Source organism: Xylophilus sp. PBN-3R, assembly GCF_057747805.1.
Window position 1 is genome coordinate 3,645,983 of record NZ_CM173225.1, and the last position, 24,105, is coordinate 3,670,087.

The 24,105-nt window shown below is 66.9% G+C and carries 18 protein-coding genes; 10 read left to right on the forward strand and 8 right to left on the reverse strand.

Annotation, left to right across the window (positions count from 1 at the left end):
- Positions 1-16 precede the first annotated feature (16 nt).
- Genes AC3ANW_RS17385 through AC3ANW_RS17420 form a run of 8 tightly spaced genes read right to left on the reverse strand, consistent with a single transcriptional unit; the run spans position 17 to position 10,770 of the window.
- Positions 17-1,294 (reverse strand): hypothetical protein, encoded by a 1,278-nt coding sequence (locus tag AC3ANW_RS17385; RefSeq protein WP_488342097.1) that lies wholly within the window; start codon positions 1,292-1,294, stop codon positions 17-19.
- Positions 1,291-3,696, reverse strand: a complete 2,406-nt coding sequence (locus tag AC3ANW_RS17390; RefSeq protein WP_488342098.1) for an alpha-amylase family protein — start codon at positions 3,694-3,696, stop codon at positions 1,291-1,293. Before AC3ANW_RS17390 ends, AC3ANW_RS17385 begins: the two co-directional genes overlap by 4 nt.
- Positions 3,693-5,069, reverse strand: a complete 1,377-nt coding sequence (locus AC3ANW_RS17395) for an O-antigen ligase family protein (protein ID WP_488342099.1) — start codon at positions 5,067-5,069, stop codon at positions 3,693-3,695. The genes AC3ANW_RS17390 and AC3ANW_RS17395 overlap by 4 nt, the downstream gene beginning before the upstream one ends.
- Positions 5,053-5,979, reverse strand: a complete 927-nt coding sequence (locus tag AC3ANW_RS17400; RefSeq protein ID WP_488342100.1) for a glycosyltransferase family 2 protein — start codon at positions 5,977-5,979, stop codon at positions 5,053-5,055. The genes AC3ANW_RS17395 and AC3ANW_RS17400 overlap by 17 nt, the downstream gene beginning before the upstream one ends.
- Positions 5,980-6,023: 44 nt before the next feature.
- Positions 6,024-7,334 (reverse strand): lipopolysaccharide biosynthesis protein, encoded by a 1,311-nt coding sequence (locus AC3ANW_RS17405; protein ID WP_488342101.1) that lies wholly within the window; start codon positions 7,332-7,334, stop codon positions 6,024-6,026.
- Positions 7,316-8,389, reverse strand: coding sequence for a polysaccharide biosynthesis tyrosine autokinase (locus AC3ANW_RS17410; protein WP_488342102.1), 1,074 nt, complete (start codon positions 8,387-8,389; stop codon positions 7,316-7,318). The genes AC3ANW_RS17405 and AC3ANW_RS17410 overlap by 19 nt, the downstream gene beginning before the upstream one ends.
- Positions 8,390-8,392: 3 nt before the next feature.
- Positions 8,393-9,775: a Wzz/FepE/Etk N-terminal domain-containing protein gene (locus tag AC3ANW_RS17415; protein WP_488342103.1), complete on the reverse strand. Its 1,383-nt coding sequence runs from the start codon at positions 9,773-9,775 to the stop codon at positions 8,393-8,395.
- Positions 9,775-10,770, reverse strand: coding sequence for an SLBB domain-containing protein (locus tag AC3ANW_RS17420; protein WP_488342104.1), 996 nt, complete (start codon positions 10,768-10,770; stop codon positions 9,775-9,777). The genes AC3ANW_RS17415 and AC3ANW_RS17420 overlap by 1 nt, the downstream gene beginning before the upstream one ends.
- 161 nt (positions 10,771-10,931) lie before the next feature.
- On the opposite strand from AC3ANW_RS17420, the gene AC3ANW_RS17425 reads away from it, so the two are divergent.
- The 10 genes from AC3ANW_RS17425 (at position 10,932) to AC3ANW_RS17470 (ending at position 24,100) form a co-directional block, all read left to right on the forward strand.
- The gene (locus AC3ANW_RS17425) at positions 10,932-13,217 is read left to right on the forward strand and encodes an NADP-dependent malic enzyme (RefSeq protein ID WP_488342105.1); all 2,286 of its coding nucleotides are present in this window, start codon (positions 10,932-10,934) and stop codon (positions 13,215-13,217) included.
- A 1,069-nt stretch (positions 13,218-14,286) separates the two neighbouring features.
- Positions 14,287-15,873, forward strand: coding sequence for a GMC oxidoreductase (locus AC3ANW_RS17430; protein ID WP_488342106.1), 1,587 nt, complete (start codon positions 14,287-14,289; stop codon positions 15,871-15,873).
- Between the two features lie 5 nt (positions 15,874-15,878).
- Positions 15,879-16,316 (forward strand): DoxX family protein, encoded by a 438-nt coding sequence (locus AC3ANW_RS17435; protein WP_488345452.1) that lies wholly within the window; start codon positions 15,879-15,881, stop codon positions 16,314-16,316.
- A gap of 24 nt (positions 16,317-16,340) precedes the next feature.
- Positions 16,341-16,790 carry a cupin domain-containing protein gene (locus AC3ANW_RS17440; RefSeq protein WP_488342107.1) on the forward strand — a complete coding sequence of 150 codons (450 nt, stop codon included), beginning with the start codon at positions 16,341-16,343 and terminating at the stop codon, positions 16,788-16,790.
- 5 nt (positions 16,791-16,795) lie between these two features.
- Positions 16,796-17,698: an SMP-30/gluconolactonase/LRE family protein gene (locus AC3ANW_RS17445; protein ID WP_488342108.1), complete on the forward strand. Its 903-nt coding sequence runs from the start codon at positions 16,796-16,798 to the stop codon at positions 17,696-17,698.
- Positions 17,698-18,522, forward strand: coding sequence for a VOC family protein (locus AC3ANW_RS17450; protein WP_488342109.1), 825 nt, complete (start codon positions 17,698-17,700; stop codon positions 18,520-18,522). The genes AC3ANW_RS17445 and AC3ANW_RS17450 overlap by 1 nt, the downstream gene beginning before the upstream one ends.
- Positions 18,519-21,200 (forward strand): MGH1-like glycoside hydrolase domain-containing protein, encoded by a 2,682-nt coding sequence (locus tag AC3ANW_RS17455; protein ID WP_488342110.1) that lies wholly within the window; start codon positions 18,519-18,521, stop codon positions 21,198-21,200. Before AC3ANW_RS17450 ends, AC3ANW_RS17455 begins: the two co-directional genes overlap by 4 nt.
- 41 nt (positions 21,201-21,241) lie before the next feature.
- Positions 21,242-22,012 carry an SDR family NAD(P)-dependent oxidoreductase gene (locus AC3ANW_RS17460; RefSeq protein ID WP_488342111.1) on the forward strand — a complete coding sequence of 257 codons (771 nt, stop codon included), beginning with the start codon at positions 21,242-21,244 and terminating at the stop codon, positions 22,010-22,012.
- A 196-nt stretch (positions 22,013-22,208) separates the two neighbouring features.
- On the forward strand, positions 22,209-23,240 hold the full coding sequence (locus AC3ANW_RS17465) for an ABC transporter substrate-binding protein (RefSeq protein WP_488342112.1): 1,032 nt from the start codon (positions 22,209-22,211) through the stop codon (positions 23,238-23,240).
- Positions 23,241-23,263: 23 nt separating this feature from the next.
- A complete protein-coding gene (locus AC3ANW_RS17470) occupies positions 23,264-24,100 on the forward strand; it encodes an ABC transporter ATP-binding protein (RefSeq protein ID WP_488342113.1) in 837 nt (278 codons plus the stop codon).
- Positions 24,101-24,105: the final 5 nt, after the last annotated feature.

A 24,105-nucleotide genomic window follows, 5' to 3' on the forward strand; every position in this document is an offset into this window, starting at 1 on the left:
CTGCCGCCCTGGGGTGTCACCTGATACGGTCATAACGCATGGCCTCCAGTTGGGTGCGGGCGCGGTTGGCGCCCGACATGTTCTCGAAGGTATACGACAAGCCCAGCTGCAGGCTGTTTCTGCTGAAGTCTCCGGTGGTGCTGACGGCAGGGTCGGGCTGGATGCGTTCACGCAGTCCTTCGACCCGCAGCAGCATCCGCTGGGTGGGCTTGTATTCGATCCGGGCGGAGACCCGCATCACCTTGTCCTTGCCACCCGAAGTCGTGGCGGTGGTGTTGGTGAAGTTCTGATAGGCCTGCTGCTCGTACGCGCTGGTCAGCGCAAACCGGGTCTTGTATGTCATGTCGTACTGGACCCGGGCTTCCAGGCCGGTCGACACCACGTACAGCCGCAGGTCGGCCTGGTCGTTGCTCTGCGGCTGGCGGTAGCCGCGCAGGCCCAGGAAGGTCTTCGGCGAATATTGCCATTCGATGCCGGTGCTGACCGACACCAGCTGGGTGTCGCGGTTGCCCAGGCTGTTGAAACTACGGTCCAGCCGCCCGATGCGGCCGAACAGCACGGTGTTCTCGGTGTAGCGCCACGACACGTCGACAAAGGCTTCCTGGTCGGCATAACCCGAGTCGATGGACGCCAGGTCGGCAGCGCTGCGATTGGGGAACCGTACATCGGTCCTGCGCACGCCGGCGGTGAAGACCGACTTGCGGCCCGACGTATAGGTGAGCGCCAGTTGCAGCGTGCGGTCGTCCGAGTCGTAGCGCTGCGCCAGAGTGGCGTCGTCGTAGCGTAGCGAACCCTGGCTGACGGTCAACGGCAGGTCCAGTTCGGGGGTGATGCGCAGCGCCACCTCGACCAGGTCCTGGGTGGCCTTCGGTGTTTCGGGGTTGGTGAAGAAGCCGCCGTAATAGCTGTACAGGCGTTCGTCGAACCGGTGCCGGAAACGCCCGCGCAAGGCATTGCCGTATTCCCACTGGTAGGCGGCGTCGAGCTGGCGGGCGGTGTAGTCGAGCTGGCTCAGCGATCCATAACGCTGCTGCGACGCGGTGGCGCCCACCGACAAAAAACTGCGGTCGCTGGGCATCGGCATGCGCATGGCGACACCGATGTCGGTGCCCTGCACCGTGTCGCGCACCTTCAGCGGGCTGGTGCTGCCTTCGGGCAGCAAAAACGGGTTGTCGACCGACTGCACCGAGGTGCCGACCTGCATCGCCAGCTCGGTCGTGGCCGCGCCGCCCAGCGGCCAGCAAGATGCGGCCAGGCACACAAATGCGGAACGGCGACGCGCTGCAGCGGTCATTGAACGACGACTTCGTACCAGAGGCTGGCCTGGTTGAACTCCGTCTGCAACGGAAACTTCAGCTGGCCGCCTTCGAGCCGCACCTGGTCGGCACGCAGCGCAGGCAGGCGGCGTCCGCTGCCGTCCAGCGGGAACACCGTGGCGGCGCGGCCGGTGGTGGCAAAGCGCAGCTCGGAAGCCGCCTGTTCGACCCACATCGGGCCGGACGCGTCACGCGAGCCCGATGGCTGGCCAGGCGAGCCCGGGTCGCGCTCGAAGGTCCACAGATCGCGGCTGTCGCCGTAATTCACCAGGTCGACCGGACGCCTGGGAAGGGATCCCGGCTGGGTGCCGCGTACCGCACCGGACACCGACACCAGCAGCTGCCGTGCTTCGGCCAGCGGCTTGCCGTCCAGGCTGGTCAGCAGCACCGACGCCATGCCGCGGTATTCGTTGGGGCCGGCGCCGGCCTTGCGCATGGTCAGCAGCGCCGTGCCGTCGCCGAGCGTCCGGCCCGCACCGACGGCGCCGAAGAATCCCCGCGCCTGCGGCGAACGCAGCAACAGCGTGCCGCGCTGCCGGTCCGACTCCAGTGCCGGCGGGGCGGCCGGCGCGGGTGCCAGCGGCTGCCAGCCCGGCGCGGCCGGCGACACACTGATACGGCGCTGCAAGGCCATGTCGGGACGGGTGCCGGCGCGGGCGTCCAGCGTCTTGTCCATGCCCCAGCGGTCTTCGCTGGCGTTGACCGCCAGGCGGCCCGACAGCGGCAGGCCGATGGGCGGTGCCGGCGGCAGGGTTCCCACCAGAGGCGTGCGGAACAGCTGGGCGGCAGCACCCACCATGGCGTAGCGCCCCCAGTCCCCGGACAGGGTGAAGCTGCTGGGCACCTCGGCCCAGGTGTCGCCGTCGGCATAGTCGAACAAAAAGATGCCGTCCCAGTCCTGCTGCGCCGCCAGGGCCGCCACCACCGGTGTGCCCATGCCGCCCTGCCGGTTGGGAAAAGGCACGCTGAATTCGCTTATCACGAAGGGCTTGGCCGCATCGCGCCAATAAGACATCACCAGCAGGCGATCGAGCGCCTGCGCCGACACCGGCGAGACATCTCGGATACGCCAGTTGAGCGGGTTGAAGTCGTTGGCCGGGAAGTCCGGATGGTCGGCATAGAAATGGCCGTCGAGCCAGTCCATCGCGACACTGGCGTCGTGGTTCAGCGGGCCGCCGTAGTTCATCTGCGTGCCGGTGACCGGCACCAGGCGGTCGGTTTCTTCATGCACCACACGGCGCATGCGTTCGAAATAGGCGCGGTCGGTCTCGGTCAGGAAACGCAGGAAATCCTGCACCCGCAGCAGGCGGCCGGTGGCCGGCGTCTCGGCCGGTGCGGCCTGGGCGTGGCCCAGCCAGCGCGCCGCGATCGCCTGGGCGTGGCGACCCACCTTTTCCTGCAGCTGGCCCAGCCGGCCGGGTATCACCTGCTCGTCGCCCGGCATCGGCAAGTCGATCGGACCGTCGGCTGCCGGGCAGCCGTCCCATGCCTTGCAGGCCGCCTGCACCGAGCCGTAGCGTTTGGCGGCCCAGCGGTTCCACTGCTCGCGCAGCAGCGGTTCGTAGTTGCGCGGCACCGCCGAATGCCATTCGCGCCGCTGCCAGGCGGTCAGCAGCGAGGCTTCATTGCTGACCTCGACCAGCGCCAGTCCGGGGTGATTCTTCAGGCCCAGCCCGCGCAGCAGCCCGCGGGTGTAGCGCTCTTCCAGCTCGACCATGCGCGGCGTGAAGATGTAGAGCGGAGAGGTGTAGTCGGCGGCCGCGGCGCCACCGTCCATCTGCGGCACCTGGTCGATGTTCGGCCGGAAGCGGTAGCCCACCCGCAGGTTCAGGTCGACATAGAGGCCCTCGGCCGCCAGCACGTCGACGAGATGGCGCAGGCGGGCCAGCGCATCGGGGTTGAAGGTGGGAAAAGGCCCCGGCAGCAGCACGCTGCGCGGCGGGTTGGCGCGGGTGTCGGGCGAGGTGTCCATGTGGTGCAGGCGCACCGCGTTGAAACCCAGGCGGCGCAGGCGTTTTGCCAGCCGCAGCGCATCGATGTCGGACGGAAAGTTGGCCGCGAAGGTCAGGTTGACGCCGAACAGGCGCACCCGCTGGTCATCGCCGCCGCCGGGTTTGCCGTCGGCACCCACGGCGACCAGGTGGCCGCCCTGCGCCGTGATGCGGGCGGCGGCGTCGAGTGGCCGGTTCATGGCCGACCGGTCGGCGGCGCCGGTCAGGGCGTCCTCGTCCACCGCGAACCTGAAGAAGGGCACACCGGCACCGTCGTTCACGAAACCCTGCGGCGCAGCCACCGGCTGGGCATGGCCGGCGGTTGCACAGGCCAGCGCGAGGGTCAGTGCCAGGGACAGGCACGAGCCGGGCCGGAAAGACGTTTTCATGGGTTCACCTCGGCCCGCACGGTCGTGTCGCGGGGGAGCAGCCGCGCCAGCGTCACCTGAGAAGCCACGCTGGCCGCCGAATAGAAGAAAAGGATGTTGTAGAAAAGAAAGCCCCGGAAGGCCTCGCTCTCGGTCACGTTGCTGACCAAAAGGATGACAAAGAATGCAGCATGCATCGACGCCTCCTCACGATCGGCGGCCATCAGACGGCCCAGCAGCATGGCGTGGCGCACGAACACGCAGAACGCCAGCACCAGGCCCACCACGCCGAGTTCGTTGAGGATGTCCAGGTAGCCGTTGTGCGACTGCAGCGGGATCCAGTACAGCGCCTGCGCCACGTATTGCGCCGGGCCGTCGACACCCAGCCAGAACGCGCCGTAGCCGGTGCCGAGAACGACATGGCGCTGCACGTCGAGCAGCACCAGCTGCCAGATGTCGGTGCGGCCGGTGAAGTCGGCGTCCTTGCCGACCGCGCGGCCGATGGTGCCGGCGATGTCGTCCCAGCCCGGCAGCCGGCCGCTGAGCACATAGAACACATGCACCGCCAGGCCCGCCAAGGCCAGCAGCACCAGGCCCATCACCCACCACGGCAGGCGAAGCGTGAGGTATTGCCGGCGCAGCAGCAGGTACGAAACGCTGCCGATGCCGAACACCAGCAAGGAGGTGCTGCTCTTGGTCATCACCAGCATGAACAGGCAGAAAAGCAGGACCGCCGAACAGACCGAACGCGGCAGCAGCCGCGGGTTGACCCACTCGCGCAGCCACAGCAACGCGCAGATGGCGGCGGCCGCTCCGGTGGTGTTCTTCTGCAGGAACATGCCGCGCCAGGCGTTGCCCAGGTCGCGGTCGATGCCGACGGTGGGGTTGACCACCACCACCCCGACCGAAATGACCAGCAGCACCGTCAGCGTGGCCATCAGCACCTGCAGCAGCTGGCGCGAGCCGCCCACCGGCGGCGATATGGCCAGTCCGACGACGAAGAAACCCGCCAGCTGCGAAGCCCGCTTCAGGCTGACCACCGGGTAACCCGACCACACGGTCGACACCAGGCACCAGGCCACGAACACCACCAGGAAAAGGTTGGTAGTCCGCAGCCGCAGCAGGGTCCACTGCGGATGGCGCCAGGCCAGCCAGGCGCCCAGCAGGAAGATGGAGCCGAACTCGACCTGCGTCGCCAGCGAACCGGCGGTGAAGTCGAAGTCGGCCTCGTCGTGGTTCCAGCGAAAGTCCGGCGGCAGGAAACAGAAGATGAAACTGGCGGCCACCAGCAGCCGCGCCAGCCATTGCTCGCCCGACGTGGCGACGGTTTCCGTGCCAGGGTCCGGCGACGGCTGCGCCCCGACCGCGGCGAAGTTTTCAGCCGCCGTATTCATGGTAGCGATGGCCCGCCAGGGCACTCAACTTGCCAAGCTGCGCCATGGTGATGCGCACCCAGCGGAACGAACGGATGCGCGAGAACGGCAACAGCAGCAACGCCAGGCAGACCGCCACCGACAGCTGCAACAAGGCGCGCAGACCCAGGCTGCAGGCGCGCGCCAGCCAGGCACCGCCGCGCAGCTGGAAGGTTTCCGACACCACCCAGGTCTGGCCCAGCCGATAGGAGCGGCGCAACAGCCAGCGGGCGTTGGCGCGGGCCAGCGGCACTTCTTCCTGCACCGTCGCTTCGTCGCACCAGACAAACACCGAGCCGCGCGCCAGCATCTCGCGGAACAGCACGGTGTCTTCCGCGCCGGTGCGGCCGAAGGCGACGTCGAAAGGCGTGGCGCCCAGGGCCTTCACCTTGCCGGCGCGCAGCAGCACGTTGCCGGTGCGGGCGTCGCGGGTGCCGATGCGGGTGCCGGTGGCAAATCGCGGCCGGTCGAAATAACCGCCCAGGCGCAGCCAGTCCGCGGTGCCTTCGACATAACGCGGCAGCACCGGCGCGAACACCACGTCGGCATCGAACTTCTGCTGCGCGGCGCGCAGCTTGTCGAGCCAGCCGGCATCCGGCGACTCGTCGTCGTCGATGAAGGCCAGCCACGGCGCACGCGCCGCAGCCACCACCGCGTTGCGGGCCGAGGCGATATTGGGCACCGGCACGTGCAGCGCCCGCAGCGGCAGCCGTTGCGCCCATCCGGCCAGCACCTCGCGCGCCGAATGCGCCGGGTCGTTGTCCGCCACCACGAACTCGACGCCGGCGTCGGGCCCGATCTGCCGCTCCAGTTCGGCCAGCAGCATTCCCAGCAAGGCAGGTCGCTTGAAGGTGCAGATGCACACGCTCACCGCCGGCAGGGTTTCGGTCATTTCGGGACGCATGGTCGCAAGGGAATCAAGGAAGGCAAGGAGATTCAGGACAGGCGCGAATCGACCGCCAGGTCGGCACCGTTCAGCAGGTCGCGCCGGGCGCGCGGCAGCAGCACCAGCCACACCAGCATCACGTCGATCAGCTCGACCAGCGCCAGCGCCGCCACCGCACCCCACGCCCCCCAGCGCGGCAGGGCATAGCTGGCGGCCAGCACCATGACGACCAGGCACAGCAGCGCACTCATCATCAGCATGCGGTAGCGGTCGCCGCTGGTCAGCAGCGAAGTGCCGACCCAGCGCACCGAGTAGATGGCGAAATACACACCCCAGGCCACGATGAAAGGCTCCAGGTCGGCGTATTTGGCGCCCAGCACATGCGCCTCGAGCCAGGGCATCGACAGCCACAGCAGGCCCGAATAGACCGCGGTGATCAGCTCCATCGCGACGACCGAAACCAGGATGAAGCGGTTCAGCGGCTCCATCTCGCGGGTGCCCATCAGCCGCACCGCATGCGGCCGCGCCACCCGCGACCAGGCCAGCACCAGCAGTGCGATCGGCATCAGCAGCAGGCGCGATGCGTTCAGGTCGGCCGATGCGCCCACGCCCAGCCAGATGGCGCTGAGGTACAGGTAGCTGTAGTTGGTGAGCCAGGCCAGCACCGCGCCGGGCAGCGCCCATTTGCCGCGTTGCCATACGGCGTGGATGGCTTCGGCTCGGCCAGAAGGGTCTTCGCTGCCGGGCACCGCGCGCAGCGACAGCGCCGCCAGGTTGGACACGGCCAGCACCAGCATCACCGCCGGCAGGTTGATCCAGTGGATCCAGGCCAGCAGGCCCATGCCGGCGATCACCGCAACGGCGAACCAGCCGTCCATGCGCAGCACCGCCAGCGCACGGCCTTCCACGAAACCGACGCTGCGGCTGAACTCCCGCAGCGATGCCGCCCACACATACGCGGCGAATGCCAGGCCGAGCGCGACCGGATGCACGTCCAGCTTCAGGTATGCCACCACCATGCCGGTGATCACGCCGGCCAGGGCTGCGAACACACCCGAAAGCCGGCGCTGGTAGCGGTCGAGGTGAGCGATGAAACGCTGCCGCCGTTCGTCGTGCAGCCCCGGCGCCACGGTGGTGAGCGGACCGGTGATCAACGCCTCGGTCAGCGTGGCGGCCAGGATGCCGGCCACATACAGCTGCGAATAGAGGCCGTAGCTGTCGCGTGTGGTGAGCCGAATCAGCAGCAGGCCCAGCACCAGGTTGAGCGCCGACAGCATCCCCTGGTCCAGCACCGACGCGACGGAATCCTTGAGCAGACGTCGGCCCGACCGGCCGGGGCTGCCTACTTGCGGCGCAGCCATCGCTGCAGACGCCCGGACAGCGTGCTCTTGCCCTTGTGGCCACCCTTCACCGCCAGCAGCGGGCCACGGGCGTCGGCATCGAAGGTGTTGTAGACGATACCGACGGTCTGCGCGCCGGAGGTCGACATCTGCGCCTGGGTGCGCTCCAGGTCGTCGAGCAGGCTCACATGCTGGCGACCGACCAGCAGGCACTGGCCCACCTGGCGGGCGATGACCTGTGCGTCGGACGAACCCGAAGCACCGGGGGTATCGACGATGAAGACATCGAAGTCTTCGGCGAACGAGGTCAGCAGCCGTTCAAGGCCCTGCTCGAGCAGCAGTTCCAGCGGGTTCGGCGGCTGCGGGCCGGAGGTGATCACATGCAGCAGCGGAAAGCCCGGCGCATGTTCCCCGGCGTCGATCGGCGCACGGCCGGCCAGCATGGTCGACAGGCCGTTTTGCCGGGTCAGGCCGAACAGATCGCGCTGTCCCGAACTCCGCATGTTGGCGTTGACCAGCAGCGTGCGTTTGCCGAGTTGCGAATAGGCGATGGCCAGGCTGGCGGCCAGGTAGGTCTTGCCCTCGTCGTCGCCGGGACTGACGATGGCCACCGCCAGCTTGGGCAGGCCGGACAGGCGGATCGACAGTTCGGCACGCACCCGGCGCACCGCTTCTGCCTCGGCGCTGAACGGCGCCAGTGCGATGGCCAGCGACGGGTCCAGCCCGGTGCCGGGGCCGACGCCGGTGGCATAACGGAATTGCTGCGACAGCACCGACTGCACGTCGGCTTGCGACAGCAGGCCCATCTGCACCGCGGCCTCGCCGAAACGCTGGTTGTGGCGGCGCTGGTGTTCGACCACCCGCGCGACCTGGTCTTGCGTAAGCAGGCCGGCCAGCACGAAACGGTCGCCGATCTTGTCGGTGGGAACGGTGGGCGACGGAGCACCGGCCGGGGTTTCCATCGGAGGCGCGACCGGCGGCACGGCAGAGACGTGAGGCGCGGCCTTCGGCAGGGCCCGCACCGGCGCGAACGCCTTGTCGGTCTCGGGAATATCGGGAGTTTCGAATGGATCCACGCTTCAGCCCACCATGCCGATCTGTCCCAGCACCGGCAGCTTGAGGCCGCGCACCAGGTCTTCCCGGCTGCGCAACCTGCGTTTGCCGAACTCCAGCACCAATGCCAGGCACAGGCCCAGCAGAAGCCCCGCCACCACGCTGCCGGCCAGGCTGGTCAGCACACGCGGTTTGGACGGCGTGCTGGGCGTTTCGGCCTGGCGCAGCACCGTCAGGTTGACCGCGCTGATATTGCCGGCCATCAGGATGTCGTCGTACTTGGTGGTGGCCGCCGTGTAGACACGCTCGGCGCCGTCGAGCTGGCGCTGGTAGGCCAGCAGCGTGTCGCGCTGGCCCTTCTGTTCGAGCAGCTTCTTCTGACGGCGGGCGATCAGCCTTTCCACGTCGCGCTGCTGGGCGTCGAGGCGCTCGACGTCCATGCGACGGCTGGTCACCGCGGTGCGGCCCTCGCGGGCCAGGCGGCCCTGAAGTTCGGCGCGTTCCGCGACCAGCGCCTTGGTGCGCGGATGGTTCGGGCCCAGCACGGCCCGGGCGTCGGTCATGCGGCGATCGACGTCGCTCAGCCGGGCCTTCAGGTCGGTGATGGCGGGCTGGCTGCCGATGTCGGGCAGGTCTTCCGGGCGGCTGCCCTTCAGCAGGGTTTCGGTGCTGCGCTGCCGGCCCAGGGCCTCCTGGCGCTGGTTCTGGAGTTGCACCAGCGATGCGGTCAGGCTCGATATCTCGGAATTGCCCACGTCATCGCGCTCGTTGACGTTGAGGATGCCGGACTTCTGCTGGAAGGCGGTCAGCTCGTCCTGGATGCGGTTGACCTCGGCGCGCAGTTTTTCCAGCTGCGCGTTGTATTGCTCGCTGCGCGAACGCGCGGCGTTGGAGGCGATTTCAGCCGACAGGCCGATGTACGACCGCACGATCTCGTTGGCATAGTCGCGCGCCTCGTCCGGCGACTCGGAGGAATACGACACCTCGATCACCCGGCTGTTGCGCCGGCTCACCGCGGTGGTGCTGTCGGAAATGCCCTTGACCAGCGACGCATAGGCCTTGTCGGCGCCCACCTTGGCGACCATCTCGCGGTATTCGGGTCTGTCACGCAGGCCCAGGCGGTTGACCACCCGTTCGGTGACTGCGCGGCTGGTCAGGATGTCCACCTGGGTGCTGAGGTAACTCTCGTCCAGCGTGGCCGAGAACAGGCGGCCGTTGATCGGGTCCGAGGCCTTGTAGTCGACGTACACGTCCGACGAAGCACTCCAGGTGCGGGGCATCACCGTCAGCACCGCCGCGGTCAGCAGCACCGTCGCGGCGGCCACGCCCAGCACCAGCTTGCGGCGGGCGGCCAGCATGGCCACCAGTTGAACCGACGACATGCCGGCCGGAAGAGTTGCGGCCGCCATCAGAACAGGCTCTCGTTGACGAATACCGTATCGCCCGCCTTCACCGGCTCGGCGATGCCGGCGCGGAAAGGCTGGTCGGTGTTGTTGACCGTGCGATGGATGTCGATGCGTTTCAGCGAAGCCCGCAGGTTGGCGCCGCCGCCAAGGGCGATGGCGCGCATCACCGTCATGCCGGGCTCCATCGGATAGGCGCCGGGGCGGTTGACCTCGCCGTGGATGTAGAAGAGTTTCTTGCGCTCCACATACACCACGTCGCCGGTCCGCAGCTCGACGTCGAGCTGGCTGCGGCTGGCGCCGCCGGCCACGGCAGCGTCGCCCAGGCGGATCGGGATACGTTCACCGGCGGCGGGCGCCACCGCGTCCATGCTGGCCGGCACGGTGCCGGCGGCGGAAGCGGTGACCGCGTCGGCGTCCGCCAGGCGCAGCAGTGTCACCGTCTGTTCGGCCTGTTCGGTCAATCCGCCTGCGGTCGCCAGCAGTTCCAGCACCGTCAGGTGGCCGGGAATCGGATAACGTCCCGGCACCCGCACCTCGCCCAGCACCGAGACCATCTGGCTGCGCACCTGGATGGCGTCCACCGAGACTTCGGGTTTCAGCAGGAAACCGCCAGCCCGCAGCAGGTCGGCGATGCGCGTGGCGGCGGCGCTGGTGCTCAGGCCGGCGACCGGCACGTCGCCGATCAGCGCGACCGCAATCGATCCCCGGTCGTTCACGCCGACCTCGGCCGACAGGTCCGGCTGGCCCAGCACGGTGATGCGCAAGACGTCGCCGCTGCCGATGCGGCCGTTGGCAATGGTCGAACTGGGCAGCGCCTGGGTGGACAACACTCCCGGCGCCGCTGGCTGGAGCAGGCCGGTGCGGCCGGGATCGGACGGAACCTGCGCAAGTGCGGCACCACTGACCAACAGCGAACCCAGCCCGCAGGCCAGCCACTGTTGAATGCGGAGCGCCGGGCGGCGGCCCAGGGCGGTAAGGACGCTCCAGCTGTGCGACATCTGAATAAATATGTTACGAATTAAGACCAACTTCCAGTGTACCAATTCGGTGGCGGACGGACGACGCGAGCGCACGCCGTGTAATTCCCCGTACTGCGTTCGGGGGTCGGCCTGGGGTAAGCTGCCGACCCCTTTAGGTTTCCGACCCGAAACGACACGCCATGACACAGCTTTCCGCGGCCGAAGAGGCCCTGCGCGACGCAGCCCGTGATTACCACCGCTTTCCCACCCGTGGAAAGATCTCGGTCGAGCCGACCAAGCCCCTGGCCAACCAGCGCGACCTGTCGCTGGCCTATTCGCCGGGCGTGGCCTATCCCTGCCTGGACATCGAAGCCGACCCGTCGAAAGCCGCCGACTACACCTCGCGCGGCAACCTGGTGGCCGTCATCACCAACGGCACCGCGGTGCTGGGCCTGGGCGACATCGGTCCGCTGGCCGCCAAGCCGGTGATGGAAGGCAAGGGCTGCCTGTTCAAGAAGTTCGCCGGCGTCGACGTGTTCGACATCGAACTCGCGGAGCGCGACCCGGACAAACTGATCGAGATCATCGCTTCGCTGGAACCCACGCTGGGTGGCATCAACCTGGAGGACATCAAGGCGCCCGAGTGTTTCTACATCGAGCAGGAGCTGTCCAAACGCATGAACATTCCGGTGTTCCATGACGACCAGCACGGCACCGCGATCATCTCGTCGGCCGCCCTGCTGAACGGCCTGGAACTGGTCGGCAAGGACATCGGCGCGGTCAAGATCGCCGTGTCGGGCGCCGGTGCCGCGGCCATCGCCTGCGTCGACGTGATGGTCGGCCTGGGCGTGAAGCGCGAGAACATCTTCATGGTCGATTCCAAGGGTGTCATCTACGAAGGCCGCCCCGGCACGCTGGACGCATCCAAGGCGCGCTATGCCCAGAAGACCGAAGCCCGCACCCTGGCCGACGTGGTCGATGGCGCCGACGTGTTCCTGGGTTGCTCGGCGCCGGGCGTGCTGACCGCCGACATGGTCAAGACCATGGCCCGCCAGCCGATCATCCTGGCGCTGGCCAACCCGGAACCCGAGATCCGGCCCGAACTGGCCAAGGCCATCCGCCCGGACTGCATCATCGCCACCGGCCGGTCGGACTATCCGAACCAGGTCAACAACGTCCTGTGTTTCCCCTACATCTTCCGCGGCGCGCTCGATTGCGGCGCCACCAAGATCACCCAGGAAATGAAGCTGGCCTGCGTGCGTGAAATCGCCGAACTGGCCAAGGCCGAGACCAGCGACGAAGTCGCCGCCGCCTATCCGGGCGTCGAACTGGTGTTCGGCCCCGACTACCTGATCCCGACACCGTTCGACCCGCGCCTGATCCTGCGCATCGCACCGGCCGTGGCCAGGGCGGCCGAAGCCTCGGGTGTCGCCACCCGCCCCATCGCCGACTACGACGCCTACCGCAGCGACCTGACCCGTTTCGTCTACCAGACCGGCATGTTCATGCGCCCGGTGTTCGAAGCCGCCAAGGCTTCGCCGCAGCGGGTGGCCTTTGCGGAAGGTGAAGACGAACGTGTGCTGCGCGCGGTGCAGGTCGCCATCGACGACGGCCTGTGCAAACCCATCCTGATCGGCCGCCCCGCCGTCATCGAGGCCCGCCTGAAGAAGGCCGGCCTTCGCCTGCAGGCCGGCCGTGACTTCGAGGTGGTGAACCCCGAGGACGACGCCCGTTTCCGCAAGTATTGGGAGGCTTACCACGGCCTGATGCAGCGCAACGGGATCTCCACCGAAGCCGCCAAGGCCGCGGTTCGCCGCAGCAACACGCTCATCGGTTCGCTGATGGTCAAGCTGGGCGATGCGGATGCATTGCTGTGCGGCCTGGTCGGCCGTTACGACCATCACCTGGAGCATGTGGGCCACATCATCGGCCTGAAGGACGGCGCCCACGGTTTCGCTGCCCTTAACGCGCTGATGCTGCCGCAGCACACGCTGTTCATCGCCGACACCTACATCAACGACGCACCCGACGCGGAGCAGCTGGCGCACATCGCCGTGGCCGCCGCCGAAGAGGTGAAACGTTTCGGCCTGCCGCCGAAGGTGGCCTTCCTGTCGCACAGCAATTTCGGCACCTCGGTTCGTCCTTCGGCGCTGAAGATGCGCGCCGCCTTCGAGCGTTTCCGCGAACTGGCGCCCGACATCGAGGCCGAAGGCGAACTGCACGGCGATTCGGCCCTGTCGGCCCGCGTGCGTGCCGACTCCGGCATCACCGACAGCCTGCTGACGGATTCGGCCAACGTGCTGATCTGCCCCAACCTGGACGCCGCCAACATCCTCTTCAACGTATTGAAGACGACCAGCGGCCAGGGCATGACGGTCGGCCCGATCCTGCTGGGGGCCGCGGCGCCGGTGCATATCCTGACGCCGTCTTCCACGGTTCGGCGGATCCTGAACATGACCGCGCTGGCAGCCGCCAAGGCTATCTGATTTTTTATCTCTTCTGGCGGGTTGTTTATAAGGCCAAATAATAGGGGTTGCTTGTTTTTGGCTTTGGGGCGGGGGTGAATTCTTTATCTCCGCTTCGCTTTGTTTATTTCTTCTTCTACTCCGCAGGGGTGAGCCGCTTATGCGCGGGGCAGTCACTTTCTTTTCTGGCAAAAAAGAAAGTAACCAAAGAAAGTTGCCTTGGGAGCGGGGAATCGCATGAGCGATGGTCGGGACTTCGTTCCGCTTCGCTCCCCTCTCGTCCTGGCCTAGACGAATTAATCACCCAGCCGTATTCATTGCACGTGAATCGGGACGCCCGTTCACCAAAAGCTTCACGCTCTGGCATCGGCCTTGTTTGATCGAACACCGCTGTACGGCTTGTGTAGGAAATACAGCTTGACGCCCGAACGAGTACCTGGGGTGATGCCGACGACCCATCCTGGTTGACCGATTTTTCCGTCCCACCACCCACCATTGCCAGCAAATCGGCAGTGCGCACAAACCCGCTCCGAGCTGTGTTTTCGCCGAAGAAGTTCGGCGGCGGTTGGTCGAATATGGCCGGTGCCAGAGCGTGAAGCTTTTGGTGAACGAGCGTCCCAAACCTCGAGCAAACGCGTCGACAAATGCGTTTACTACGTCTAGGGTTGGACGAGAGGTAGCGCAGCGAACGACGTCCCGATGTAGCGTCCAGCTACTCCCCGCTCCCAGGGCAACTTTCTTTGGTTACTTTCTTTTTTGCCAGAAAAGAAAGTGACTGCCCCGCGCATAAGCGGCTCACCCCTACGGAGTAGCAGAAGAAAAACCAAGAGCGAAGCGGAGCTAACCCACCCACCAACCGCAAATCCGTGTCGACCCGCCCGCGTCCATCGCATCGTGCCAAGCAGTAACCAAGAAAAGACCAAGCAAGCACCCGACCTCCGCAAGACCACCCCTGACACCCGAAACCGTGTCAGACCAAACCGCATTCCGCTTCGCCGCCCCCCCGAATCCGCAAGCTATGCCTATGATCGATTTCGGTCGTCGCATCCCCGGTGACCACTGAATAAAAACGGCAAGCCCGCCGCAAAAAATGTCCCCCGAAAATCATTACGACCTGATCGTCGTCGGCTCCGGGCCCGGCGGCGGCGCCCTGGTGCACCGGCTTGCATCCACCGGCAAGCGCATCCTGGTGCTGGAACGCGGAGACTACCTGCCACGCAGCCAGGCCAACTGGAACCCCCAGACCGTCTTCGTCGATGGCGTGTACCAGGCAAGGGAAACCTGGCACGGCTCCGACGGCAGCACCTTCACCCCCGGCCTGCACTACTTCGTCGGCGGCAATTCGAAGGTGTACGGCTCGGCCCTGCTGCGCATGCGTGAAGCCGACTTCGGCGAAATCCGCCATGCCGACGGCCTGTCGCCAGCCTGGCCCCTGCCTTATGAAATCTTCGAGCCGTACTACGCCCAGGCGGAAGACCTGTTCCAGGTGCACGGAGAGCGCGGAGAAGACCCGAACGAGCCGGCATCCAGCGGCGCGTTTCCGTTTCCGCCGGTTGCCCACGAACCGCGCATCGAGGCGCTGGCCGAAAGCTTTCGCCGCCAGGGTGTGCATCCCTTCCATCTGCCGCTCGGCATCCTGCTCGACGAGAAGGACGGCAGGCCCACCCCCACCAGCCGCTGTATCCGCTGCGACGCCTTCGACGGTTTCCCCTGCCTGCTGAACGGCAAGGCCGATGCGCAGGTGGTGTGCATCGACCCCACCCTGGCCGCCTGGCCCAACGTCACGCTGATGACCAACGCCTATGTGGCGCGCCTCGAGACCGATGCCGCCGGCAAGACGATCACCGGCGTGCAGGTGGAACACCAGGGCGTGCGCAAGGGCGAGAAGTCACGTTTCACCGCCGACATCGTGGTGCTGGCCTGCGGTGCGCTCAGCACCTCGCTGCTGCTGCTGCGTTCGGCCGGCGACCGCCATCCGAACGGGCTGGCGAACGGTTCCGACCAGGTGGGCCGCAACTACATGCGGCACAACCAGTCGGTTCTGATGGCGGTGGCGCGCGAGGCCAACGACACCGTCTTCCAGAAGACCCTGGCGGTCAGCGACTATTACTTCGGCGCGGACGATTGGGATTACCCGCTGGGCCTGATCCAGATGTGCGCCAAGACGCACCCCGCGCAGATCCGGGGCGAAGTCCTGCCGCAATGGCTCGAATGGCTGCCCGCACAACCCTTCGATTACCTGGCCCGCCATTCGATGGATTTCTGGCTGTCCAGCGAAGACCTGCCGCGGCCCGAGAACCGCATCAGCCTGCGCAGCGACGGCAGCGTGCTGCTGGCGGTGACACCCAACAATCTCGAAGCCCATCACCGGCTGCGCGCCAAGCTGGAATTTCTGCTCAAGCACGCCGACGTGCATCCGCAACTGATGGAACGCAAGCTCTACTTCGGCCAGGACATCCCCATCGGCGGCACCGCCCACCAGGCCGGAACCGCACGTTTCGGCACCGACCCGCGCAGTTCGGTGCTCGACCTGGACTGCAAGGCGCACGAACTGGACAACCTCTACATCGCCGATGCCAGTTTCTTCGTATCGATCGGCGCGGTGAACCCCACGCTGACCATCGTCGCCAATGCCTTGCGTGTGGCCGACGGCATCCGGCGAAGGATGGGTGCGTGACAGCCATGACCGTCTCGACCACCATCGGCCAGTCGCTGGCGGGCCAGTTGCAGGCGCTGCCGGTGGCGCTGCTGGCGCGCATCTGCCTGGTCGGCATGTTTCCTTTCAGCGCGCTCGACAAGTTCTTCAACCGGAGCGAAGCGCTGGCCCAGGCGCGTTCGTCCATCGTGCCGAACGCCCTGGCGCCGCTGCTGCTGGCAATGGGGGCGGTGCTGGAAGTCGTCGCGCCCGTCTGCATCGTCGGCGGCTGGATGGCCGAGCCGGCTGCGCTGATGCTGGCGCTGTTCTGCATGCTTACCGCGTTGCTGTTCCATCCCTTCTGGCTGAAGGGCGACCTGCTGCGCCAGGGTCCCAGCGTGGACCGCGGGCATTTTTGGGATTTCACCAAGAACTTCGGCCTGGCCGGCGGGCTGCTGCTGATCGCCGCCGGCCAGGGTTTCTAGAAAAGCTCAGGAGAGAAAAACACCATGGACATCCAGGACCTGCCGCCCGAAACCGCCTACTGGCACCTGTGGACCGACGCAGACGGCGTGAGCCACCAGGAGCTGTGCCGGCTCGACCGGTTCCACCAGCACAGCGTCGGCTCGGCCGCACCGCAGTGGAACGACGAACAGGCGCGCAGCGAGGCGACCGTCGTCTTCACCGTGCAGCCGGCTGGCTGGGTCGGCGACTGGCACGAGAACCCGGCGCCGCAGTGGATCGTGCCGCTGTCCGGCCGCTGGTTCGTCGAGTCGATGGACGGCACCCGCATCGAGATGGGGCCGGGTGAACTTTCCTTCGGCGAAGACCAGGACTGCAGACAGGACGCCCAGGGCCGCAAGGGCCACCGATCGGGCACCGTGGGCGACGAGCCGGCGCACCTGATGACGGTGCAGCTGCATGTGCCGCCGGTCAGGAAGCCGGGCCACCTGCGCTGAAGCGGATGGACCTCTACGACATCGTCGATGCGGAATTCCGGCCGCTGGTGTTGCCGAACGCCCGCCTGGAAACGCTGGCCACCGGATTTCGCTGGCTCGAAGGCCCGGTATGGTTCGCCGACCACCAGGCGTTGATCTTCAGCGACCTGCCGAACGACCGGGTGTTGCGCTGGACCGAACAAGGCGGCGCCAGCGTGTTCCGGACACCCGCCGGTTTCGAAAATGGCCATGCCCGCGACCGCCAGGGGCGGCTCGTCGCCTGTTCGCACCAGCGGCGCGACATCACCCGGGTCGAGACGGACGGCAGCGTCACGGTTCTCGCCGACCGTTTCCAGGGCTGTCGCCTCAACTCTCCGAACGACGTGGTGGTGAAGAGCGACGGCAGCATCTGGTTCACCGACCCGCCCTACGGCATCCAGACCGATTACGAGGGCGGCAAACAGGCGTCCGAATTACCGGCGCGGGTTTATCGGCTCGATCCCCGCGAGGGCACCCTGCGCGTGGTCGCCGAAGACTTCCAGGGACCGAACGGACTGTGTTTCTCGGCGGATGAAAAGCGTCTCTACATCGTCGAGACCGGCCTGCAGTTCGACGCCACGCCGATCCAGCACATCCGGGTGTTCGACGTGGCCGACGACGGTTCGCTGCACGGTGGCCGGGTGTTCCACCAGGTGTCGCCGGGCAATGCCGACGGCCTGCGCTGCGACGAGGCCGGACGGGTGTGGACCAGTGCGGGCGACGGCGTGCATTGCATTGCGCCGGACGGCCGGCTGCTGGGTCGCATCCGGGTGCCGGCGACGGTGGCCAACCTGTGTTTCGGCGGGCCCTTGCTGAACCGCCTGTTCATCTGCGCAGGCGAGACGCTGCTGGCGATCCACACCAATACACGCGGGGCGCGGCTGCTGTGATGCGGGTGTCGGGTCTGGACGAACTGGCGCGCCCGGTGCGTGACCTGGACCGGTCGCGCAGGTTCTATATCGAGGCGCTGGGGTTTGCCGATTACCTGCCGGTGCGGTCCTCCGACACCCTGCTGGCGGTGTCGCTGGCACGGGCCTGGAAGCTGCTCGCCAGGCCGCGGCTCCAGCGCCTGCAACTCGGCTCGCAGACGCTGCTGCTGGTCGGCTGCGAACAGTTCCTGCCACCACCGGACACCGGCGGTCGGGACTGCCGTTTCCAGCACATCGCCGTCGTCACCCACGACATGGCCGACGCATGGCAGCGGGTGGCGCAGCACGCATCGCCAATCAGCAGGGACGGCCCGCAACGGCTGCCCGCCGGCAGTGGCGGTGTCACCGCGGTGAAGTTCCGCGACCCCGACGGCCATCCGGTCGAACTGCTGGCGTTTGCGCCGGACGCGGTGCCGGCACGCTGGGCATCGGTCGCGACCGGCATCGACCATTCGGCCATCAGCGTGTCCGATGTCGAACGCAGCATCGGTTTCTATGGGCGTCTGGGTCTGCAGGCCACGGCACGGCAGACCAACCGGGGCGACGAACAGGCCCGCCTCGACGGCCTGGAAAGACCGGTGGTCGAAGTGGTCGCCATGACACCGCCGCAAACAAACCCGCATCTGGAACTGCTGGCGTACCAGAACACCGGAATCGCAGAGACCCGGCCCGGTCAGACCCCTGGCCCGCGCACCACCACCATCTGGTGCACCGACCACCCCGCGCCCCGCCTGCTGACCGACCCGGACGGCCACACCCACTTCCTGCTGCCGTCCGATACATGACATTGCCGACCCCGCATTCCCCCGCCATCGCTCCCATGCCGTCGGACGACGCTCCCTGGCTGCTGTGGGGCCCTTATGTCTCGGAACGCCAGTGGGGCACGGTGCGCGAAGACACCAGCGCCGACGGCAACGCCTGGGCCTCGGTCGACCACGACATGGCACGCAGCGTGGCCTATCGCTGGGGCGAGGAAGGCATCGCCGGCCTGTGCGACGAACGCCAGCGCCTGTGTCTTTCGCTGGCGCTGTGGAACGGCCGCGACCCCATCCTGAAGGAGCGGCTGTTCGGCCTGTCGAACGCCCAGGGCAACCACGGCGAAGACGTGAAGGAGGTCTACCACTACCTCGACAACGTGCCCGACCACCGCTACATGCGCATGCTGTACCGCTATCCGCAGGCGGCATTTCCGTATGCGCAGCTGGTGGAGGAAAACGCCCGCCGCACCCGCCAGGACCCGGAGTACGAACTGGCCGACACCGGCATCTTCGACAGCGGTGATTTCTTCGACGTTTTCGTCGAGGTCGCCAAACCCCGGCCGACCGAAGTGCTGGTGCGCTACACGGTGCACAACCGCGGCAGCGCCGAGGCCACGCTGCATCTGCTGCCCACGCTGTGGTTTCGCGCCGACCCCGATCAGGCCGAAGGACAGCTGAAGGCCGACGGCGAAGGCGTGGCCGTGCGGCATCCCACGCTGGGCCGCTACCGCTGGTGCGTGGACGGCGATGCGACCTGGCTGTTCACCGACAACCGCACCAACACCCGCCGATTTCCGCATGCGGTGGACCCGGCCGGCAGCGGTTTCTTCAAGGACGGCATCCACGACCGGGTGGTGTCGGGCCGGACAGATGCGGTGCGCGCCGAAGCCTTCGGCACCAGGGCCGCGTCGTGGCACCGGCTCGACATCGCGGCCGGCGGCAGCGCCACCGTCTGCCTGAAGCTCTTTGACGAGACCCGCCCGCTGCGTCCGACCGCCTTCGGTGCCGATTTCGACAACGCCTTCCGACAGGCCAGAGCCGACGCCGACGCCTTCTATTCCGCCCGACAGGACGCGGCGCAAGGCGCGGACCGCCTGGCCCTGCAGCGACAGGCCTGGGCCGGCCTGCTGTGGAACAAGCAGTTCTATTTCTACGAAGTGCGCCGATGGATCGACGGCGACGCCGGCGGCCCCGACCTGCCTTCCGAACGCAAGCAGGGACGCAATGCCGGCTGGCCGCATCTGCGGGCGCACGACGTCATTTCGATGCCCGACAAATGGGAATACCCCTGGTTTGCCGCCTGGGACCTGGCTTTCCACTGCATCGCCCTGGCGCCCATCGACCCCGCCTTCGCCAAACACCAGATCACCCTGCTGCTGCACGACCGCTACATGCATCCCAACGGCCAGCTGCCGGCCTACGAATGGAACTTCAGCGATGTGAATCCGCCGGTGCAGGCGCTGGCCGCCTGGAAGGTCTACCAGCGGGACGCCGCGCTGACCGGCAAACCCGACACCGTGTTCCTGCGACAGGTGCTGCACCGGCTGATGCTCAACTTCACCTGGTGGGTGAACCGCGAGGACCGCAGCGGCAACAACATCTTCGAGGGTGGTTTCCTGGGGCTGGACAACGTCGGCGTTTTCGACCGCAGCCAGCCCCTGCCGGGCGGCGGCGAGCTGGAACAGGCCGACGGCACCAGCTGGATGGCGATGTACGCCCTGAACCTGATGCGCATCGCCATGGAACTGGCGCAGGACGACCCGGTGTACGAAGACCTGGCCATCAAGTTCGCCGAGCATTTCTTCCACATCGCGGGCGCCATGGCCAACATGGGCAACGTGGAAGGCCTGGGCCTGTGGGACGAGGAAGACGGCTTCTATTACGACCTGCTGCGACTGCCCGACGGCGACTCACGCCGGCTGCGGCTGCGCACCATCGCCGGCCTGGTTCCGTTTTTTGCGGTCGAGGTGCTCGACGAAATGCGGCTGCGGAAACTCACCCGCCTGGGCCGGCACCTGGACAATTTCCTGCACAGCCGGCCCGACCTGGACGCACTGGTGAGCCACTGGCGCGAACCCAGCCGCGACACCCAGCTCGTGGTGGGCGAAGACCCGCCGCCGGACGCGCAGCCCGGGCCGCTGCGCATCCACCTGTTCAGCCTGCTGCGCGGGCACCGGCTGAAACGCGTGCTGAGCCGGCTGCTGGACGAGACCGAGTTCCTTTCGCCGCACGGCATCCGCTCGGTCAGCAAGGCCTATGCGAGCCAGGCTTTCGGCCTGACCGTGGGCGAAGACCGCTACGACCTGCACTACACCCCGGCGGAAAGCGACAGCGGCATGTTCGGCGGCAACAGCAACTGGCGCGGCCCGGTGTGGATGCCGCTCAATTTCCTGATCGTCGAGTCGCTGCGGCGTTTCCACACCTATTACGGAGACGACTTTCTGGTCGAATGTCCGACCGGCTCCGGACAGATGCGCAACATCGCGCAGATCGCCGACTTCCTGCAGCAGCGGCTGCTGTCGCTCTACCTGCCCGACGCCGACGCACGCCTGCCCGGCAGCGGCAAGCCCGGCGAGGCGGCCGACCGCGACCTCGGCAGCGATGCCGCGCCGTTGCTGTTCCACGAATATTTCCATGGCGACACCGGCGTCGGCCTGGGCGCTTCGCACCAGACCGGCTGGACCGCCCTGCTCGCCCTTCTGTGATCCATCCCTGTTCCTCGTATCCCTCTTTTCAGGAGACTCCCATGGCACGTTTCACCGGCAAGTCCGTACTCATCACCGGCAGCACCTCCGGCATCGGCGCGGCCTGCGCACGGCGCCTGGCCAGCGAGGGCGCCGACGTGGTGATCAATGGCCGCAAGGAAAGCGACGAGTCGGCAAAACTCGTCGCCGAATTGCAGGCAATGGGCCGCCGTGCCGCGTTCATCGCCGCGGACGTCGGCACCGCCGCATCCGCCGCCGGCCTGGTCGATCGTGCCATCGAGGCGCTGGGCGGCCTGGATGTGCTGGTCAACAACGCCGGGGTCGAGCGCCGCAGCGACTTCTGGGAGACCACGGAGGCCGACTACGACCTGGTGATGGACACCAACGTGAAGGGCATGTTCTTCGGCACCCAGGCCTTCGTGAAGCACTGCCGGGCGGCCGCCAAGTGCGGCGCGGTGGTCAACATGAGTTCGGTACACGAAGAACTGGCCTTCCCGCATTTCGCATCGTATTGCGCCAGCAAGGGCGCGGTCCGCATGCTCACCCGCGACCTGGCGGGCGAACTGGCACCGATGGGCATCCGCATCAACAACGTGGCGCCCGGCGCCATCGCGACGCCGATCAACCAGCACCTGATGGACACGCCCGAGCTGCTGGAACCGCTGAAGAAGAAGATTCCCCTCGCCCGCCTGGGCAAGCCGGAAGAGGTCGCCGGCCTGGTGGCGTTCCTGGCCAGCGCCGAGGCAGCCTACGTGACCGGCAGCACCTACTTCATCGACGGCGGGCTGACGGTGAGCTACACCGAGCAGTAGCCGCCTGCGGACGACCCACGACGGTGCGTGCGCCCCGCGGCAGGGCGCTCCGCCGGGGCCGCGGCATGCCGGGGCGCCGGATTTGCACGCAAAAATCGTATACAGATATGTGCACCGATCGCGCGCAATCGGGCATCGTTCTTGCTGCTGGGTAGGCATCGTCCATTCCTACGCCTCTTAAGCCGAGCCCGACGCCATGCACAAACGCAGTTTCCTCGCCTCCACCGCCGCCGCCGTCCTGGCCGCGACCCTGGCCACGCCTTCCTTTGCGCAGGCGGTCACACCCGTCAAGTTCCAGCTGGACTGGCGCTTCGAAGGCCCGGCAGCGCTGTTCCTGGTGCCGGTCGCCAAGGGTTACTTCAAGAATGCCGGCCTGGACGTGACGGTGGATGCCGGCAACGGCTCGGGCGGCACCGTGACCCGCGTGGCCTCGGGCAGCTACGACATCGGTTTCGCCGACATGGCGTCGCTGATGGAGTTCCATGCCAACAACCCCGACGCGCCCAACAAGCCGGTCGCCGTGATGATGGTCTACAACAACACGCCCGCATCGGTGATGGCGCTGAAGAAGTCGGGCATCGCCAAACCTGCAGACCTGGCCGGCAAGAAGCTTGGCGCTCCCGTGTTCGACGCCGGCCGCCGCGCCTATCCGATCTTTGCCGCGGCCAACAAGATCGGCCCGGTGCAGTGGACCGCCATGGACCCGCCGCTGCGCGAAACCATGCTGGTGCGCGGCGACATCGACGCCATCACCGGTTTCACCTTCACCTCGCTGCTGAACCTGGAAGCGCGTGGCGTCAAGGCGTCCGACGTGGTGGTGCTGCAGTACCCCGACTACGGCGTGAAGCTGTACGGCAACGCGATCATCGTGAACCCCAAGTTCCTGAAGGAAAAGCCGGAAGCCGTGAAGGCATTCCTGAAGGCTTTCACGCTGGGCATGAAGGACGTTCTGGCCAACCCGGCCGCTGCGGTCGAAACCGTCAAGGCACGTGACGGCATCGTCAACAGCGAACTGGAAACCCGCCGCCTGAAGCTGGCCATCGACACCGTGGTGAACAGCGCCGACGCACGCGCCGAAGGCTTCGGCCAGGCCGAACCGGGCCGCCTGTCGCTGATGGCTTCGCAGGTGTCGGACGCCTTTGCCACCAAGACCCGCGTGAATGCCGACACGGTTTGGACCTCTGCATACCTGCCGACCAGGGCAGAACTGAACATCCTCAAGAAGTAAGCCCCGCACTGGACGCACGCCGTATGGACAACCTCGCCGCATCCGAAGCCCCTTTCGTGGATTTCCGCGACGTCTGGCTCGCCTACAACGAGGAGTTGCTGCGCGCCAACCACTTCGCGGTCGAGAGCATCGACCTGCAGGTGAAACGCGGCGAGTTCATCGCCATCGTCGGGCCGTCCGGCTGCGGCAAGTCGACCTTCATGAAGCTCACCACCGGGCTCAAGATGCCGTCGATGGGCAGGATCCTGATCGACGGCCAGCCGGTGACCGGGCCGCTGAAGATCTCGGGCATGGCTTTCCAGGCTTCGTCGCTGCTGCCGTGGCGCACCACCATGGAAAACGTGATGCTGCCGCTGGAGATCGTGGAGCCCTACCGCTCCAGCTTCAAGCAGAAGAAGAAGGAATACGAGGAACGCGCCCGCAAGCTGCTGCAGAAGGTCGGCCTGGGCGGCTACGAGGACAAGTTTCCGTGGCAGCTATCCGGCGGCATGCAGCAGCGCGCCAGCATCTGCCGCGCACTCATCCACGAACCCAAGATGCTGCTGCTCGACGAGCCCTTCGGCGCGCTCGACGCCTTCACCCGCGAAGAGCTGTGGTGCATCCTGCGCGACCTGCATGCCGAGCAGGGTTTCAACGTCATTCTGGTCACCCACGACCTGCGCGAGAGTGTGTTCCTGGCCGACTCGGTCTACGTGATGAGCAAGAGCCCGGGGCGTTTCGTGGCCAAGCGCGAGATCGACTTCCCGCGTCCGCGCCCCCTGGAACTGACCTACACCAAGGAATTCACCGACATCGTGCTGGAGCTGCGCAGCCACATCGGCGCCATCCGCACGCCCGTCGGCACCGCCGTCCCGCAATAAGCCTT